The organism is Aeromonas sp. FDAARGOS 1419 (assembly GCF_019047045.1).
GTDB lineage: Bacteria > Pseudomonadota > Gammaproteobacteria > Enterobacterales > Aeromonadaceae > Aeromonas > Aeromonas veronii.
In genome coordinates, this window is record NZ_CP077209.1 from 1,160,825 (window position 1) to 1,177,103 (window position 16,279).

Below are 16,279 nucleotides of genomic sequence, written 5' to 3' on the forward strand. Positions count from 1 at the left end.
GCAAAGCCGGGCGGCATTTTTATATACCTTTTAAACAGAATCGTTGAGCAGCGGTTACTGAAGTCTCACGTATCAGGGCCAGCGTCAGGCTCAGTTTCAACACTTAATTGTGTGGGAAAGGGCCGTAACCAATATCTCGTGCATTGATTGTGTTGCCGCCAAGATAGGGGAGCTGGCTAGTTCCCGGAAAGCAAATCTATATCAACCGACTGTTACCTATATGTGCATCTGTGTAGATGCGACCTGAGTTGATCATCAGTTAAACAAGACCAGAGGCAGGTTTGCTTTATGTCGAACCTCCTCATTTCTGCGAAAGGAGGATTCAGGTTTCGGTACAACCGAATGCCCTGGTTGGCAAGTATGCATTGAACCAGAGGGTTCCATATCAAATGAATCTTGAACCCCACACCAGCCCATTGCAGACCGTCATCTATACAACTTTTTGTATGCCAACAAACAAGATTTTAAACAGACAAAATCAGTTGGCCTCATGCTGAACATAAACGCTGAAAAACTGGCTTTCTCTGTTACGTGAAAAAGTAAACATGAGTTAACGCAGTGTTCAATGATAGAGAGATAACAGACAAAGCTGCTTTGCAGAGCATGGGTATTAATGTGTCTGTGAGTGCACAGGGGAAAAGAGAAATAAAAAAGCCACACCGGTTGGTGTGGCTTTTGTTTAGGGGGTCAACCCAGATTGCTTAGGGGCGACCGGCCGGACAGGTGGCCACGTTGACGGCGGCAGTGCTGCCACCATGGCGACCTGATGTGTTCACTTCGTTGCGTACCAGCGGCGGGTAGTTAACCGGCTCACGAGCAGGCAGGGCAGGGGCTTCGGCAGGGGTTGCCATCGGTGCGGATGCCTTGCGAGCACGAGCCAGCAGGCCAGCACCGTGAGCTACCTGTTTGGTAACGACCGGAGTCTCTTCCACTACAACCGCAGCCACGGTAGCCGGGGTTTCGATGACAGCAGCAGGAGTTTGTGGTTCAACAACAGCTGCGACAGGTGCGGCTTCCACAACAGGGGCTGTTACGGCAGGTGTTTCTTCAACAACCGGAGCGGTTTCAACCATGGTAGCGGCAGCCACGTCGACAGCCGGAGCGGCGACAACGGCAACTTCCTGCTCTGCTGCAACCACGACCTCTTCGACAGCTGCAACAACCGGGCTTGCAGCCACATCGGCTTGAGTTGCTTCAACCTGAACAGCAGCCTGCTCGGTAGCCTGCTCGGCAGCTTCTTCAGCAATGGCTTCGACAACCACATGCTCGGTCAGTGCAGCAGAGGCTTGCAGGGCAGCAGCGACAGCTTCAGCGCTCGGGATGGTAACAACAGGCACTACCGGCTCTTCAACCTGCGCTTTGGCAATATCTGCCTGGGCTGCGGTGGTCAGAGTGGTGGTATCTTGCTGTTCTTCGTCACGTTGGCTGCGGGCATCTTCGTTGATGCGCTTGCGGCGCTGACCTTCGATACGCTGGCTGCGCGGAGTGCGGCGTGAGCGGCGCTGGCCTTCACTCTGCTCTTCCTGCTCGTTACCCACTGTGGCATCGATCACTTCAGCTTGCGCTGCTACTTCGTCAACCGGCAGGGCAGAGGTGTCAGCAGCGGCGACATCGACACGGATCTGCTTGCGCAGTTGACGACGTTCGCGGCGCTCGGCCACTTTCAGCTCTTTCTCCTGACGTGGCTGGACGGCAGTTGCATCAACGGCGTCTACCGCTTCAACAACGACTTCGGTGCGCGGCTCACGGGGAGCACGAGGTTCACGGGCAGGACGTGGCGCACGTTCCTGACGCGGTTCGCGAGGTTCGCGCTCCTGACGGGGTTCACGTTCCATGCGCTGTTCGCTACGCACCTCACCACGGGCTTCACGCTCCTGACGAGGCTCGCGCTCTTTGCGGGGACGGCGATTGCGGTTTTCACCGGCTTCGCGGTTGCCACCTTCACGCTTCTCGCCAGCTTCCGCATTGTTGCGGTTGCCACGATTGTCGTCACGACGAGGACGCTGACCACGGCCACGACCTTCTTCGCGCTGGTGACGTTGACCTTCATCCTTGCGTGCTTCACGAGCAGCAGGTTTCTCGGCGGGCGCTTTCACGTCGGCAGGTGCTGCATCGCTGCTGAACAGGCCGGTAATGCCTTTGATCAGCTTGCTGAAGAAACCTGCTTCGGCAGGGGCCGCAGCAACGGGAGCCGCCGGCTGTTGCGGTGCAACAGGGGCCGGTTGTGCCGGTTGGGCAAAGCCTTGCAGCAGCGGTTGCTCACGCTCGATCACCTGAGCTTGCTTCGGCTGGTAGACCGGCTTGGCAATCTCGGTTTTCAGCTCATAGCTGGCCGCTTCCGGGATCTCGTTCTGACGAATGCGGGTCACTTCGTAGTGCGGGGTTTCCAGATGCTGGTTCGGAATGATGTAAACACGCACATCATTGCGCTGTTCCAGACTGGCGATGGCGGCACGCTTCTCGTTAAGCAGATAGGCTGCAACATCCACCGGCACTTGGCCGTGAACCTGCTCGGTGTTGTCCTTCATGGCCTCTTCTTCGATGAGACGCAGGATGGAAAGGGCGAGGGATTCGTTGTCACGGATCACGCCTTGACCCTGGCAACGGGGGCAGATGTGGCTGCTGGACTCGTTGAGGGAAGGACGCAGACGCTGGCGAGACATCTCCAGCAGACCGAAACGGGAGATACGGCCCAGCTGGATGCGGGCGCGATCCTGATGAACCGCTTCACGCAGACGGTTTTCTACTTCGCGCTGATGGCGAACCGGCGTCATGTCGATGAAGTCGATTACGATCAGGCCACCCAGATCGCGCAGACGCAATTGGCGGGCAATTTCGTCGGCCGCTTCCAGGTTGGTTTGCAGCGCAGTCTCTTCGATATCGCCGCCCTTGGTGGCGCGGGAGGAGTTGATATCGATGGAGGTCAGTGCTTCGGTCGGATCGATAACGATGCTGCCACCGGAAGGGAGGCGCACTTCACGCTGGAAGGCTGATTCAATCTGGCTCTCAATCTGGAAGTGGTTGAACAGGGCAACTTCACCCTTGTACAGCTTCACACGATTGAGGAAATCGGGACGTACCAGCTCGATATGGGCCTTGGCGCGTTCGAAAATCACCGGATTGTCGATCAGGATCTCGCCCACATCGCGACGCAGATAGTCACGGATGGCACGCACGATGACGTTGCTTTCCTGATGGATCAGCACCGGCGCGGCGCGCTCCTGGGAGGCTTTGTGGATGGAGTCCCAGTGGTTGAGCAGAACGTTCAGATCCCATTCCAGCTCTTCTGGCGACTTGCCCACACCGGCGGTGCGCACGATCAGGCCCATGCCTTCCGGCACGGTCAATCCGCTCAGGGCTTCTTTCAGTTCAGTCCGCTCATCACCCTCGATACGGCGGGAGATACCACCGGCACGGGGGTTGTTGGGCATCAGTACCAGGTAGCTACCTGCCAGGCTGATAAAGGTGGTGAGGGCTGCACCCTTGGTGCCACGCTCTTCCTTGTCGATCTGGACGATAACTTCCTGACCTTCGCGGACCACTTCTTTGATGTTGGGACGACCCTGATAGGAGTAACCGGAGGGGAAGTAATTGCGGGCGATCTCCTTCAACGGCAGGAAACCGTGGCGCTCGGCGCCGTAGTCAACAAAAGCAGCTTCAAGGCTGGGTTCTACGCGGGTGATCTTACCCTTGTAAATATTCGCTTTCTTCTGCTCGTGTCCCGGACTTTCAATATCCAAATCGTAGAGCTGTTGTCCGTCAACCAGCGCTACGCGCAACTCCTCTTCTTGAGTTGCGTTGATAAGCATTCTTTTCATTGAGTTCTCATTATTGTGTCATTTTGATTTCCTCCATCAGGGTCCTGCCAGCGCCGGCCTCGGGTCTTCAGCATACTGGGGCAACCTCCCGGTTGGGGTATGCATGAGGCGCAAACTAAGGGCGTTCTGGTCATCACTTCTCGAGAAGGAATGAATAAGGATGCCGAAATGGAGACAAATAAACGGTGATGTTTGTGTTCTCCATGCGTTGTACCTCGCACCCGGGAACCGTCATGTTCTTGTATACACGGTGTTTCGGGATTGGGTGGCATACTTTTTGGCCACTTAGTACAAGGCTTGAACACAATGACAAAACCTTGTTTATTATCCCATTTAAACCTCTTTTATAGCAAGGCGCCATTTTTCAACAAACCATGCAGCCAAGGGGCGCTGGCAGTGTTAAAATCTGCGCCATGACACAGATACATCAACAAGTGCAGCTGCTCACCATCGAAGCTGAGCATGACGGGCAGCGCATCGACAATTTTCTAAAGACTCAGCTAAAGGGCGTCCCCAAGAGCCTGATCTATCGCATCCTTCGTAAAGGCGAAGTGCGAGTAAACAAAAAGCGCATCAAACCGGAGTACAAACTCTGCGCAGGTGATGAGGTACGGGTGCCCCCCGTGCGCGTTGCCGAGAAGAATGAGCTGCCTTCGGCAAACCTCGGGGTTATCCAGCGTCTGGAGAGCCAGATCCTGTTCGAAGACGATGCCATGATCGTGCTGAACAAGCCCTCCGGCATGGCAGTACACGGTGGCAGCGGCCTGAGTTTTGGCGTTATCGAGGGGTTGCGCGCCCTGCGTCCTGAAGCCCGTTTCCTCGAATTGGTTCATCGACTGGATCGCGACACCTCAGGTGTATTGCTGGTTGCCAAAAAACGCAGCGCCCTGCGCAGCTTGCATGAGCAGTTGCGCGTCAAGACCATGCGCAAGCAGTATCTGGCGCTGGTGCGTGGCAAGTGGCAGGCTCACGTCAAGGTGGTCAATGCGCCGCTACGCAAGAACGATCTGCAATCCGGTGAACGGGTTGTGCGGGTCAGCGCCGATGGCAAGCCTTCCGAAACCCGGTTCCGCATTGTGCGTCAATTTGCCGAAGCGACCCTGGTCGAGTGCAGCCCCATCACCGGTCGTACCCACCAGATCCGGGTGCATACCCTGCATGCCGGTCATCCGATCGCCTGTGACGATAAGTACGGTGAAGCGGCGTTTGACGAGAAAATGCGCAGCCAAGGTCTGAAACGGCTCTTTTTGCATGCCTGGAAGCTCAGCTTCACCCATCCGGCCGATGGTCGCGAAATGCAGGTAGAAGCGCCGCTTGCACCTGAGCTCGACAACTTCCTCAACGGCTTGCCACGCTGATGCAGGATATCCGGCTCGCCATTTTCGATTGGGACGGTACCCTGATGGATTCGGTAGGCCGGATTGTGGCCTGTGTGCAAGGGGCCGCCAGAGATTGTGAGCTGGCGGTACCTGCACCAGCCCAGATCCGGCAGATCATCGGATTGAGCCTCGATGTCGCCATGTCCCGTCTGTTCCCCTTATGCAGTGGCAGTGGCGCCACCAGCGGTGAGCGCCAGATTGCCGCACTCATCGATCGCTATCGTCATCACTATCTGCACGATGCCACCCCCAGCCCGTTGTTTGCTGGGGCAGGGGAGTTGCTGCATGACTGGCAGTCACGAGGGCTGCAACTGGCCGTTGCGACCGGGAAATCACGCCGCGGGCTGGATCGGGTATTGGATGAAACCGGGCTACGCCCGTTGTTTGTGGCTAGCCGAGGGGCCGATGAAGCCCGCTCCAAGCCTGATCCGCTGATGCTTGAGCAGATCCTGGACGAGCTGGGGCTGTCACCCCGGCAGGCGGTAATGATCGGCGACTCTGTTCACGATATGGCGATGGCCGAGGCGATCGCCATGCTGCGTATTGGTGTCACCTGGGGGGTGGATAGCCGCGATGCCCTCAGTCGTCACGGGCCAGTGGCGGTGGTGGATTCTATGGCGGCTCTTCGCGGGCTGTTATAGACGCCTCTCTTTAAGAGACGTCGATCTGATTGATAACAGAAGCCCGGTGTATTGACCGGGCTTTTTATATCCTCGATCTAGCTTATCTATTTCGTCCGCAATCAGGGCAGGGCAATACCGTGGCGCTCCAGCAGCTCGATCAGGCCGATCAGTGGTAGACCGATCAAGGCGTTAGGATCGCGCCCCTCCAGCCCCTTGAACAGCACGATGCCCATCCCTTCACATTTGAAGCTGCCCGCACAATCTAGGGGCAATTCTGCCTCTACATAGCGGCGAATAGCGGCTTCATCGAGGTTGCGAAAATGGACGGTGAAAGGTTCCACTAGCTGATGAGCTTTGCCTGTAGCGGCATTCACCACGCACAGGCCGGTATAGAAGGTGACGCTGCGACCTTGAGCCGCCATCAGCTGGGCGATGGCATTGTCGATGGTGCCCGGTTTGCCGAGGATGTGATTATTGCAGACACACACCTGATCAGATCCGATGATCAAGCCGTGATCACGATGCTGGGCGACAGCATCAGCCTTGGCACGAGCCAGTCTGACCACCAGCGCCTCGGCGGATTCGCCAGCCAGCGGGCGTTCATCTACATCGGGCGCGGCACATTCAAAGGGGAGGCCGAGCTTCTCCAGCAGGGCTTTGCGATAGCGAGAAGTTGAGGCGAGGATCAGATTCTGTGGCATAATCAGGTACCGATGAAAGCAAGTACCGGCATTCTAGGGACTTGTGACGTTAAAATCATCGGCGGTAAGGACTTTTTCCTTTGACTATCAGTTGTTGGACCTATATTATTCGCGCCCTATGCAAAAGGTGAAGTTGCCCGTTAAGGTTGATCCAGTCCGTAGTGCCTTGAAGCTGCTCGATTACATCGGGATAGTGGAAAAGTCGCAGATGCCCAGGCTGGAGGAATCAACCGCTGGCTTGCAGAGTGATATCGATGTATCACTGCACTTTGGCAAAGATGTCCAGAAGTTGACCGTTATGAAAGGCACTGCCCATGCCAAGGTTGACCTGGTTTGCCAACGTTGCGGAGAGACATTCGAACACCTCTGTGAAGCTGAATTTATCTACACTCCGCTGTTCGAAAGAACAAACGAGGAAGAACTGCCGGAAGCTTATGAGCCCATTGAGTTGGACGAAAACGGCGAGATAGATCTTCATCAAATCTTGGAGGATGAACTCATCCTCTCGTTGCCTCAAGTCGCAATGCATTCTCTGGATGCATGCCCGAGAGGAAACATGGAGATGACCTGGGGTGAAATCGAACCTGCTGATGAGCGGCCGAATCCCTTTGCAGTTCTTGAAGAGCTTAAACGTAAGTGAATTTAGGAGTTAGCCTACAATGGCCGTACAACAGAACCGTAAAACCCGTGCCAAGCGTGGCATGCGTCGTTCCCACGATGCGCTGACCACCGCTGCCCTGACTGTTGATCAGACCAGTGGCGAAATTCATCGTCGTCACCACGTGACTGCCGATGGTTTCTACCGCGGTAAAAAGGTAATCGCTTAAGGATTGCCTTTGTCTACGCAAACTGTCGCGCTAGACATCATGGGGGGAGATATTGGCCCCTCGGAAACAGTGCCTGCCGCCGTGCAGGCACTGTCTCTTTTACCCCAGCTAAAACTGATCCTGGTCGGCGACCAGCACCAGACCTCCTCTCTGCTGCAGCAACATGGCTTGCTGAATCATCCCCGAGTCCGTTTCGTACATGCATCCCAGGTGGTTGGCATGGGCGATAAACCGATCGTGGCGCTGCGTACTCTGAAAGACTCCTCCATGCGGGTGGTACTCAATCTGGTGAAAGCCGGTGAGGCCGATGCCTGCGTCAGTGCCGGCAATACCGGTGCGTTGATGGCGATGGCCAAGTGCGTGCTCAAATCCTTGCCAGGGGTAGACAGACCCGCCCTCATCAAGGCGTTGCCGACATTGAGTGGCAAACGCACCGTGATGCTGGATCTTGGCGCTAACGTCAGTTGCGATGCCGATACCTTGCTGCAGTTTGCAGTGATGGGCTCCGTCGTGGCCGAAAAGGTAGAAGGCATTGCATCCCCCCGTGTTGCCTTGCTCAACATCGGCGAGGAGGAGATCAAGGGCAACGATCTGGTGCGCCACAGCGCCGAATTGTTGCGTCAGTGCCACGCGCTCAATTATGTCGGGTTCGTCGAAGGGGATCGCATCTTCAGCGGCGACAGCGACGTGATCGTCTGCGACGGTTTTGTCGGCAATGTCGCCCTCAAAACGGCCGAGGGGGTGGTGCGGATGATGGCCCAGCTGGCCGGATATCCCCGCAAGAAACGCACTTTTCTTGGCCGGATCGCCGGATTTATGTTCAAACGGCGTTTTTCTTACCTGAACCCCGACCAGTATAACGGAGCAAGTCTGTTAGGATTGCGCGGCATTGTGGTAAAAAGTCATGGGCGGGCCGAACGGCGCGCTCTGTGTAATGCGATCCTGCTGGCCGCACAAGAGGCCAAACATCAACTTCCACTGCAAATAGCAGATCGCCTTGAAGCTGTCTTCTCTGACAGGGATCTATAAGAACTCTATGCATAGCAAAATTCTGGGTACTGGCAGCTACCTGCCGAGTTCAGTGCGTACCAACGCCGATCTCGAGCAGATGGTTGAGACCAGTGATGAGTGGATCGTGGAACGCACCGGTATCCGTGAGCGCCGTATTGCCGGGGCTGACGAGACCGTTGCCACCCTCTCTTACCAGGCCGCCCTGCGCGCCCTGGATGCAGCCGGTTTGACCGCTGCCGATCTCGATATGATAGTGCTGGCCACTACCAGTGCTGAAAATGCTTTCCCGGCTGCCGCCTGCGAGCTGCAGGGGCTGCTCGGCGTACCGGGCATCCCTGCCTTTGACGTGGCAGCTGCCTGCGCAGGCTTCACTTATGCGCTCTCCATTGCCGATCAGTTCGTCAAATCCGGCGCCGCCCGCCATGTGCTGGTCGTCGGGGCCGATGTGCTCTCCCGCATGTGCGATCCGCAAGATCGCGGCACCATCATCCTGTTTGGCGATGGGGCAGGGGCTGTGATTGTCGGTGCCAGCGAGACGCCGGGCATTCTCTCTACCCATCTCCATGCCGATGGCCGTTATGGCGAGCTGCTCAAGCTGCCTCATCCCCGTCGCGGCATGCCGGGTGCCGAGCTCGAAGCCTACATGTATATGAAGGGCAACGATGTCTTCAAGGTCGCGGTCACCCGTTTGAGCGAGATCGTAACCGAAACCTTGGCCGCTGCTGGCATCGAGCCGAGCGAGCTGGACTGGCTGGTGCCGCATCAAGCCAACTTCCGCATCATCAGCGCCACAGCCAAGAAGTTGGGTATGAGCCTCGATAAAGTGGTGCTGACCCTCGACAAGCACGGCAACACTTCTGCTGCGTCCGTCCCTGTCGCCTTCGATGAAGGGGTGCGGGATGGCCGGATCAAACCGGGTCAGCTGGTACTGCTGGAAGCCTTTGGTGGCGGTTTCGCCTGGGGCTCGGCGCTGGTTCGCCTCTGATCTTCGGCGGGATGGTGTCTCCATCATTCCGTCACCGATTTCATTTTTGTCTTATCTAAAAGGAATCAATGATGACCCAATTTGCCATTGCCTTCCCGGGACAAGGTTCCCAGTCCGTTGGCATGCTGGCCGAGCTGGCCGAACAACATGCCGTGATCAAGGAGACCTTCGCCGAGGCGAGCCAGGTGCTGGGTTATGACCTGTTTGCCCTGGTGATGGATGGTCCGGTTGAAGATCTGAACAAAACCTGGCGCACCCAGCCTGCGCTGCTGACTGCCTCTGTCGCCCTGTGGCGCCTGTGGCAACAGCAGGGTGGGGCAACGCCTGCCATGATGGCGGGTCACAGCCTGGGTGAGTACTCCGCGCTGGTTTGCAGCGGCGCACTCGATTTTGCCGATGCGGTCAAACTGGTCGAGCTGCGTGGTCTGGCCATGCAGGAAGCGGTACCGGAAGGCACCGGCGCCATGGCGGCCATCATCGGTCTGGATAACGAATCCATCGCCGCCAACTGCGAAAAAGCGGCACAAGGGCAGGTGGTCTCTCCGGTCAACTTCAACTCCCCAGGCCAAGTGGTTATCGCCGGTCACAAAGAGGCCGTTGAGCGCGCCAACGTGCTGATGAAAGAGTCGGGCGCCAAGCGTGCGCTGCCGCTGCCGGTCTCCGTGCCGTCTCACTGTGCGCTGATGAAACCTGCCGCAGAAAAACTGGCAGCTGCGCTGGACGGGATCGAGATCAAGGTTCCAACCATCGCGGTCATCAATAATGTCGACGTATCCTGTGAACAGGATCCGGCCGCCATCAAGCAAGCACTGGTACGTCAACTGTTCAGCCCGGTTCGTTGGACCGAGACTGTCGAGCGGATGGCCAATGAGGGGATTACCCTCGAGATCGAGATGGGACCGGGCAAAGTGTTGACCGGGCTCGCCAAGCGCATCGACAAGCGGGTGGAAGGTATTCACGCCAACGATGCCGCCTCTTTCGAGCAGGCGCTGGCCCAGATCAAGTAAACAGGAGCAAGTGATGAGTTTTACCGATAAGGTTGTGTTGGTGACCGGTGCCAGTCGTGGCATCGGCCGTGCGATTGCCGAAACATTCGTGGCCCGTGGCGCGAAAGTGGTCGGTACGGCGACCAGCGAGAGCGGTGCCGAGGCGATCAGCGCCTATCTGGGCGACAATGGTTGCGGCATGGCACTGAACGTGACCAGCCAGGAATCCATCGAAGCCGTCTTCGCCGCCATCAAGGCGCGCTTTGGCGACATCGACATCCTGATCAACAACGCGGGGATCACCCGTGACAACCTGTTGATGCGGATGAAAGATGACGAGTGGAACGAGATCATCGATACCAATCTGACCTCGCTTTACCGTCTGAGCAAACCGGTGTTGCGTGCCATGATGAAGAAACGTCACGGTCGCATCATCAGCATTGGCTCCGTGGTGGGAACCATGGGCAATGCCGGTCAGGTCAACTATGCTGCCGCCAAGGCCGGTCTGGTTGGTTTTACCAAATCGTTGGCGCGGGAAGTGGCATCCCGTGGTATCACAGTGAACGCGGTTGCCCCCGGTTTCATCGAAACCGACATGACCCGTGCCCTGAATGACGATCAACGTGCCGGCATCATGAGTCAGGTGCCTGCCGCCCGTTTGGGTGATCCAAAAGAAATTGCCGCAGCTGTGGTATTCTTGGCTTCTGATGAAGCAGCCTATATCACCGGCGAAACCCTGCATGTTAATGGCGGGATGTACATGGTGTAATCAATTTGTCGTGAGATCTGTTCAAATTTGCGATAGTACGCCGAAGTTTGGCACATTTCGTGGTTTGACCAGCGGCAAGCTACTTGCAAACTCACGTCAATTGAATAAACTACCCCAACCAGACGCAAATAGCGTATTTTTAAAGGAAAATTCAGGTCATGAGCAACATCGAAGAACGCGTAAAGAAAATCATCATCGAACAACTGGGTGTTAAAGAGGAAGACGTTAAGAACGCTGCCTCCTTCGTCGACGACCTGGGCGCTGACTCTTTGGATACCGTTGAACTGGTAATGGCGCTGGAAGAAGAATTCGATACCGAAATTCCTGATGAAGAAGCCGAGAAGATCACCACTGTTCAAGCGGCTATCGACTACATCACCGCTAATCAGGAATAAGTTCCTGTTCTGAAAGAAGCGGCCCAAGGGCCGCTTCTTTTGTATTTGTTCCTTTTCAAAACACCTCTCGGAGACTACCTCAGTGTCAAAACGCAGAGTCGTGGTGACCGGCTTGGGGATGCTTTCCCCGGTGGGTAACACTGCCGAATCCAGCTGGCAAGCACTGCTCAACGGGCAGAGCGGCATTTCCCTTATCGAACACTTTGATGCCAGCGAGTTTGCAACCCGCTTCGCAGGTCTGGTCAAGGATTTCGATCCCGAGCAGTACGGTATCAACCGTAAAGACGCTCGCAAGATGGATCTCTTCATTCAATACGGCATCGCGGCCGGTATGCAGGCGCTGGATGATTCCGGCCTGACCATCAATGAAGAGAATGCCGAACGTGTCGGCGTGGCGATTGGCTCCGGTATCGGCGGTCTGGGTCTGATTGAACAGAACCACGAAAGCTTGGTCAACGGCGGCCCGCGCAAGATCAGTCCCTTCTTCGTTCCGTCCACCATCATCAATATGGTGTCCGGTCATCTTTCCATCATGAAAGGTCTGCAAGGGCCGAACATCGCCGTGACTACCGCCTGTACCACTGGTACCCATGCCATCGGCATGGCGGGTCGGATGATCGCTTACGGTGATGCCGACGTGATGGTCGCTGGCGGTGCCGAGAAAGCCTCCACCGCGATGGGGATGGGTGGTTTTGCTGCCGCCAAGGCACTCTCCAACCGCAACGACGAGCCGCAAAAAGCGAGCCGTCCGTGGGATAAAGATCGCGATGGTTTCGTGCTGGGTGACGGTGCCGGTGTATTGGTACTGGAAGAGTACGAACACGCCAAGGCCCGTGGCGCCAAGATCTACGCCGAGCTGGTCGGTTTTGGCATGAGCGGTGACGCGTACCACATGACTGCGCCTCCTGCAGATGGCAACGGTGGCGCTCGTGCCATGAAAAATGCCATCAAGGATGCGGGCATTGCCCCCGAGCAGATTGGTTACATCAACGCGCACGGTACCTCCACCCCGCTGGGTGATGTGGCTGAACTGCGTGGCATGAAGTCGGTGTTTGGTGAGCACGCCAAATCCCTGATGGTCAGCTCCACCAAGTCCATGACCGGTCACCTGTTGGGCGCCGCCGGTGCCATCGAGGCGATCATCACTGTGTTGGCCCTGCGTGATCAGGTGGCTCCGCCCACCATCAACCTGGACAACCCGGATGATGAGTGCGATCTGGATCTGGTACCCCATGTGGCCAAGCCAGGCAGCTTCGAGTACGCCCTTTCCAACTCGTTTGGTTTTGGCGGCACCAATGGCTCACTGATCTTCAAACGCGTATAATTTGCCGCAGGGCAAAGACACAGGCCCGATACTGCCGGTATCGGGCCTTTTTTATCGGAGGGATCCCTTTGCTTATCAATGGCATGAAGCTTGATACCATCTCGGCCTATGATCGGGGGCTGGCTTATGGTGACGGTCATTTCACCACCATGGCGGTCAGGGAGGGTCGCGTGTTGCAGTGGCCTGCCCATTTGGCACGGTTGCAGCAGGCGAACAACCGGCTGGGATTGGTTGAACCGGACTGGGATCTCCTGACCCGGGAGGTTGAAGAGATGGTGGCCGAGCAGCCACACTGCGTGGCCAAGGTGATCCTGACCCGCGGCGAGGGGGGGCGGGGCTATGACGGCAGCGGATGTCAGCACACAACCCGGATAGTTAGTCTGGCGCCATTTCCCACTCACTATGGCCAGTGGCAACAGGAGGGGATCGAGATGGTGGTGTGCCGCCAGCGGATCGGTGATGCCCCCATGCTGGCCGGGCTTAAAACCTTGAATCGTCTGGAGCAGGTATTGCTGAAAAGCGAACTTGTCAGCCGAAATGCAGTCGAAGGGATAGTGCTTAACAGTCGCGGTTTTCTCATTGAAGGGGTCAGTGCCAATCTGTTTTGGCGTCGGGGCAAGACGGTGTTTACGCCCGATCTCGCCCGCGGTGGTGTCGATGGCATCATGCGCCGCCAGGTGATGGCGATGCTGAAACAGATGAGTATTGAGTTGCGTGTGGTAGAGGCTCCGCTGGAGTCACTATGGCAGGCGGAAGAGGTGTGGCTCACCAATACCCTGATGGGGGTCGTGCCGGTCAATGGCATCGAGGATATCCATTATCCCCCAGCGGTATTGAGTCGCCGTTTACAGGAGCGTTTGGTCATTGAAGTTTAATCGGCTTTACACCATGCTCGCGGGGGCGGCACTGACGGTAGCCGCTGCCGGGGGCTATGTACATTACAAATGGCAACAGGTAGAGACGCTCACCAACAAGGGGCCGACACGGCTCTTTACGGTGGAGAAGGGCGCCCATGCGGCGCGCCTGATCGCCGAACTGGGGGAGGGGGAAACCAGCCCCTGGGCGGTGCGGCTCTGGCTGCGCAGCCATCCCGAACTGGTGGCCATCAAATCGGGCACCTATGAAATCAAGGAAGGGGCCCCTCTCAAGGAGACCCTCTCTCTGTTTGCATCGGGCAAGGAGTTTCACTTCAGCCTCACCTTCGTCGAAGGTTCACGTTTCGAGGATTGGCAGAAGCAGCTCTCCAGCGCCCCATATCTTGAGCGGTTGACCGTCGAGCAATCAGAAGCCGACCTGGCGCAGGAGCTCGGCATCGAGAATGGCAAGCTGGAGGGGTGGTTCCTGCCGGAAACCTACGCCTATACCACCCATGCCAGCGATCTCTCGATCCTGCGTCGTGCCCATCAGGATATGGAGACTTTCCTGCAGCAGAGCTGGGAGAAACGTCAGGCCAACCTGCCTTACAAGACCCCCTATGAGGCGTTGATCATGGCCTCCATCATCGAGAAAGAGACCGGCCAGCCGGACGAGCGGGCGCAGATCGCCTCGGTGTTTGTCAATCGACTGCGTCTGGGCATGAAGTTGCAAACCGATCCCACCGTCATTTACGGGGTGAAAGATCGCTACGATGGCAATATTCGCCGCAGCGATCTGACCGACAAGAATCCCTACAACACCTATGTGATCGACGGTCTGCCGCCCACGCCTATTGCCATGCCAGGAAAGGCCTCCATCGAAGCTGCGCTTAACCCCAAGTCGACTGATTATCTCTATTTTGTCGCCAAGGGGGGCGGTGCCCACTATTTCTCCAAGACTCTCGATGAACACAATCGGGCGGTTCGTGAATACATATTGAAGAAACCCTAATGTCTAAATTTATTGTGATCGAAGGATTGGAAGGGGCAGGGAAGAGCTCGGCCGTTCGTTATGTGACCGACTATCTGCAGCGCCACGGCATCAACCGGATCGAGTGCACCCGCGAGCCGGGTGGTACGCCACTGGCCGAGCGGATGCGGGCTATCGTCAAAGAGGTGCACGACGAGCGCCTCACCATCGAGGCGGAATTGCTGCTGATGTATGCCTCCCGGGTACAACTGGTGGAGACCCGCATCAAGCCGGCACTGGCCGATGGTATCTGGGTGGTGGGGGATCGCCACGATCTCTCCTCCCAGGCCTATCAGGGGGGCGGCCGTGGTATCGATGCCCAGCTTATCGGAGCCATCAAGCAGGCGGTGCTCGGCAACTTCAAGCCGGATCTCACCCTCTATCTCGATATCGATCCTGCCCTTGGCTTGCAGCGCGCACGCCATCGCGGCGAGCTGGATCGCATCGAACTGGAGCAACTGAGCTTCTTCGAGCGTACCCGAACTCGTTATCTCGAACTGGCCGCCCAGGATGATTCCATTGTGGTGATCGATGCGGCGCAAACGCCGGAACAGGTCAAAGCGGCCATCGAGTGTGCATTGGATCACTATCTGTCGAACGAGCCGCTATGTATCCCTGGCTGATCCCTGACTGGCATGCCCTGAGCCAGACGGCCCAGTCCGGTCGTCTCGGCCACGCCTGGTTGTTGCTGGGCGATCCCGGTCTTGGTAAGGAGCAACTGGCTGAGCGGCTGGCGCGTTTGCACCTTTGCCAACAACCGGATCGTGGAGAACCGTGTGGTCAGTGCCACTCCTGCCAGCTGTTTGACAAGGGCAACCACCCGGATCTCGGCACCATAACGCGCGACAGCAAGACCATCGGGGTCGAGGCCATTCGCGAGATCTGCACCCGGCTGCAGGGCTCTGCCCAGCTCGGCCGTGGCAAGGTGGTGATCATTCCTGATGCGGAGCGGATGACCGAATCGGCAGCCAATGCCCTGTTGAAAACCTTGGAAGAGCCGGCCGGCGACAGCTTGCTGTTGCTGATTGCCTCCCAGGTTTCCCGGTTGCTTCCCACCATTCTCAGTCGCTGTCACAAACATGTCTGTCAGTTGCCTGCGGAAGGGGAAACAGTACGCTGGTTGGCCGAGCAGGGTCATCAGGCCACTCTGGCTCAGGTGCGGATCTGTCAGGGGGCACCGCTGCGGGTACTCGACTATATCGAGCTGCAACAGGACGGTACTCGCCGCGAACTGCTGGAACAGTTTGTCGCCCTGAGTCAAAGTCCGGTCAAGGCGACGGCACTGTGCAGCCAGCTTGGTCAGGAGACGCAGGTCAGGTTGCACTGGTTGCAGCTCTTCTTGTGTGATGCCCTGAAAACCCAGGCCGGATGTGGTCACCATCAGCTGGCCATGCCTGATCTGGCCATCTTGAGCCAGCGGTTGGCGGAGCAGCACTCCAGCGAAAAACTGCTGGAGGCAGAACAAGATCTGGTTGCCCTGAAAGCGGCCTGTCAGCCGGGTCAGCTCTCCAATCCCACCATCCATCTGATGAACTGGCTCAGTCGCTGGTTATAAGTACCGACAAGCAGAAAGGTTT

At 57.1% G+C, this 16,279-nt stretch carries 16 protein-coding genes; 14 read left to right on the top strand and 2 right to left on the bottom strand.

The window, feature by feature from the left end:
• Positions 1-701: 701 nt before the first annotated feature.
• The gene (gene rne / locus I6L49_RS05000; RefSeq protein ID WP_216950767.1) at positions 702-3,818 is read right to left on the bottom strand and encodes a ribonuclease E; all 3,117 of its coding nucleotides are present in this window, start codon (positions 3,816-3,818) and stop codon (positions 702-704) included.
• Between the two features lie 413 nt (positions 3,819-4,231).
• Here rne and rluC point away from each other — a divergent pair, with 413 nt between their 5' ends.
• Both rluC and I6L49_RS05010 read left to right on the top strand, forming a co-directional pair.
• On the top strand, positions 4,232-5,176 hold the full coding sequence (gene rluC / locus I6L49_RS05005; protein ID WP_042030945.1) for a 23S rRNA pseudouridine(955/2504/2580) synthase RluC: 945 nt from the start codon (positions 4,232-4,234) through the stop codon (positions 5,174-5,176).
• Complete coding sequence (locus I6L49_RS05010; RefSeq protein WP_204418983.1) at positions 5,176-5,838, top strand: HAD-IA family hydrolase; 663 nt, start codon at positions 5,176-5,178, stop codon at positions 5,836-5,838. The genes rluC and I6L49_RS05010 overlap by 1 nt, the downstream gene beginning before the upstream one ends.
• A 101-nt stretch (positions 5,839-5,939) precedes the next feature.
• Here I6L49_RS05010 and I6L49_RS05015 read toward each other — a convergent pair whose 3' ends face one another.
• Positions 5,940-6,521 carry a nucleoside triphosphate pyrophosphatase gene (locus I6L49_RS05015; RefSeq protein WP_216950768.1) on the bottom strand — a complete coding sequence of 194 codons (582 nt, stop codon included), beginning with the start codon at positions 6,519-6,521 and terminating at the stop codon, positions 5,940-5,942.
• Positions 6,522-6,639: 118 nt separating this feature from the next.
• Between I6L49_RS05015 and yceD the strand changes: the two genes are divergently transcribed.
• From yceD to holB, 12 genes are all read left to right on the top strand, one after another.
• Entirely contained in the window at positions 6,640-7,161 is a 522-nt protein-coding gene (gene yceD, locus I6L49_RS05020; protein WP_013723766.1) for a 23S rRNA accumulation protein YceD, read from the top strand.
• Positions 7,162-7,180: 19 nt separating this feature from the next.
• Complete coding sequence (rpmF, locus tag I6L49_RS05025) at positions 7,181-7,348, top strand: 50S ribosomal protein L32 (RefSeq protein ID WP_005300935.1); 168 nt, start codon at positions 7,181-7,183, stop codon at positions 7,346-7,348.
• 9 nt (positions 7,349-7,357) lie between these two features.
• Entirely contained in the window at positions 7,358-8,377 is a 1,020-nt protein-coding gene (gene plsX / locus I6L49_RS05030; protein WP_005351844.1) for a phosphate acyltransferase PlsX, read from the top strand.
• Between the two features lie 7 nt (positions 8,378-8,384).
• Positions 8,385-9,344 carry a beta-ketoacyl-ACP synthase III gene (locus I6L49_RS05035; protein ID WP_040065495.1) on the top strand — a complete coding sequence of 320 codons (960 nt, stop codon included), beginning with the start codon at positions 8,385-8,387 and terminating at the stop codon, positions 9,342-9,344.
• Between the two features lie 71 nt (positions 9,345-9,415).
• Positions 9,416-10,351 carry an ACP S-malonyltransferase gene (gene fabD / locus I6L49_RS05040; protein WP_160881740.1) on the top strand — a complete coding sequence of 312 codons (936 nt, stop codon included), beginning with the start codon at positions 9,416-9,418 and terminating at the stop codon, positions 10,349-10,351.
• A 13-nt stretch (positions 10,352-10,364) separates the two neighbouring features.
• The gene (fabG, locus tag I6L49_RS05045; RefSeq protein ID WP_005351850.1) at positions 10,365-11,099 is read left to right on the top strand and encodes a 3-oxoacyl-ACP reductase FabG; all 735 of its coding nucleotides are present in this window, start codon (positions 10,365-10,367) and stop codon (positions 11,097-11,099) included.
• A gap of 158 nt (positions 11,100-11,257) precedes the next feature.
• Positions 11,258-11,494, top strand: a complete 237-nt coding sequence (gene acpP / locus I6L49_RS05050; protein WP_005300909.1) for an acyl carrier protein — start codon at positions 11,258-11,260, stop codon at positions 11,492-11,494.
• Positions 11,495-11,576: 82 nt separating this feature from the next.
• The gene (gene fabF, locus I6L49_RS05055) at positions 11,577-12,818 is read left to right on the top strand and encodes a beta-ketoacyl-ACP synthase II (protein ID WP_005360452.1); all 1,242 of its coding nucleotides are present in this window, start codon (positions 11,577-11,579) and stop codon (positions 12,816-12,818) included.
• A gap of 68 nt (positions 12,819-12,886) precedes the next feature.
• Positions 12,887-13,693, top strand: a complete 807-nt coding sequence (gene pabC / locus I6L49_RS05060) for an aminodeoxychorismate lyase (protein ID WP_216950769.1) — start codon at positions 12,887-12,889, stop codon at positions 13,691-13,693.
• A complete protein-coding gene (gene mltG, locus I6L49_RS05065) occupies positions 13,683-14,684 on the top strand; it encodes an endolytic transglycosylase MltG (protein ID WP_216950770.1) in 1,002 nt (333 codons plus the stop codon). Before pabC ends, mltG begins: the two co-directional genes overlap by 11 nt.
• Positions 14,684-15,325, top strand: a complete 642-nt coding sequence (gene tmk / locus I6L49_RS05070; RefSeq protein ID WP_111901116.1) for a dTMP kinase — start codon at positions 14,684-14,686, stop codon at positions 15,323-15,325. Before mltG ends, tmk begins: the two co-directional genes overlap by 1 nt.
• Positions 15,310-16,257: a DNA polymerase III subunit delta' gene (gene holB, locus I6L49_RS05075; protein ID WP_111901115.1), complete on the top strand. Its 948-nt coding sequence runs from the start codon at positions 15,310-15,312 to the stop codon at positions 16,255-16,257. The genes tmk and holB overlap by 16 nt, the downstream gene beginning before the upstream one ends.
• Positions 16,258-16,279: the final 22 nt, after the last annotated feature.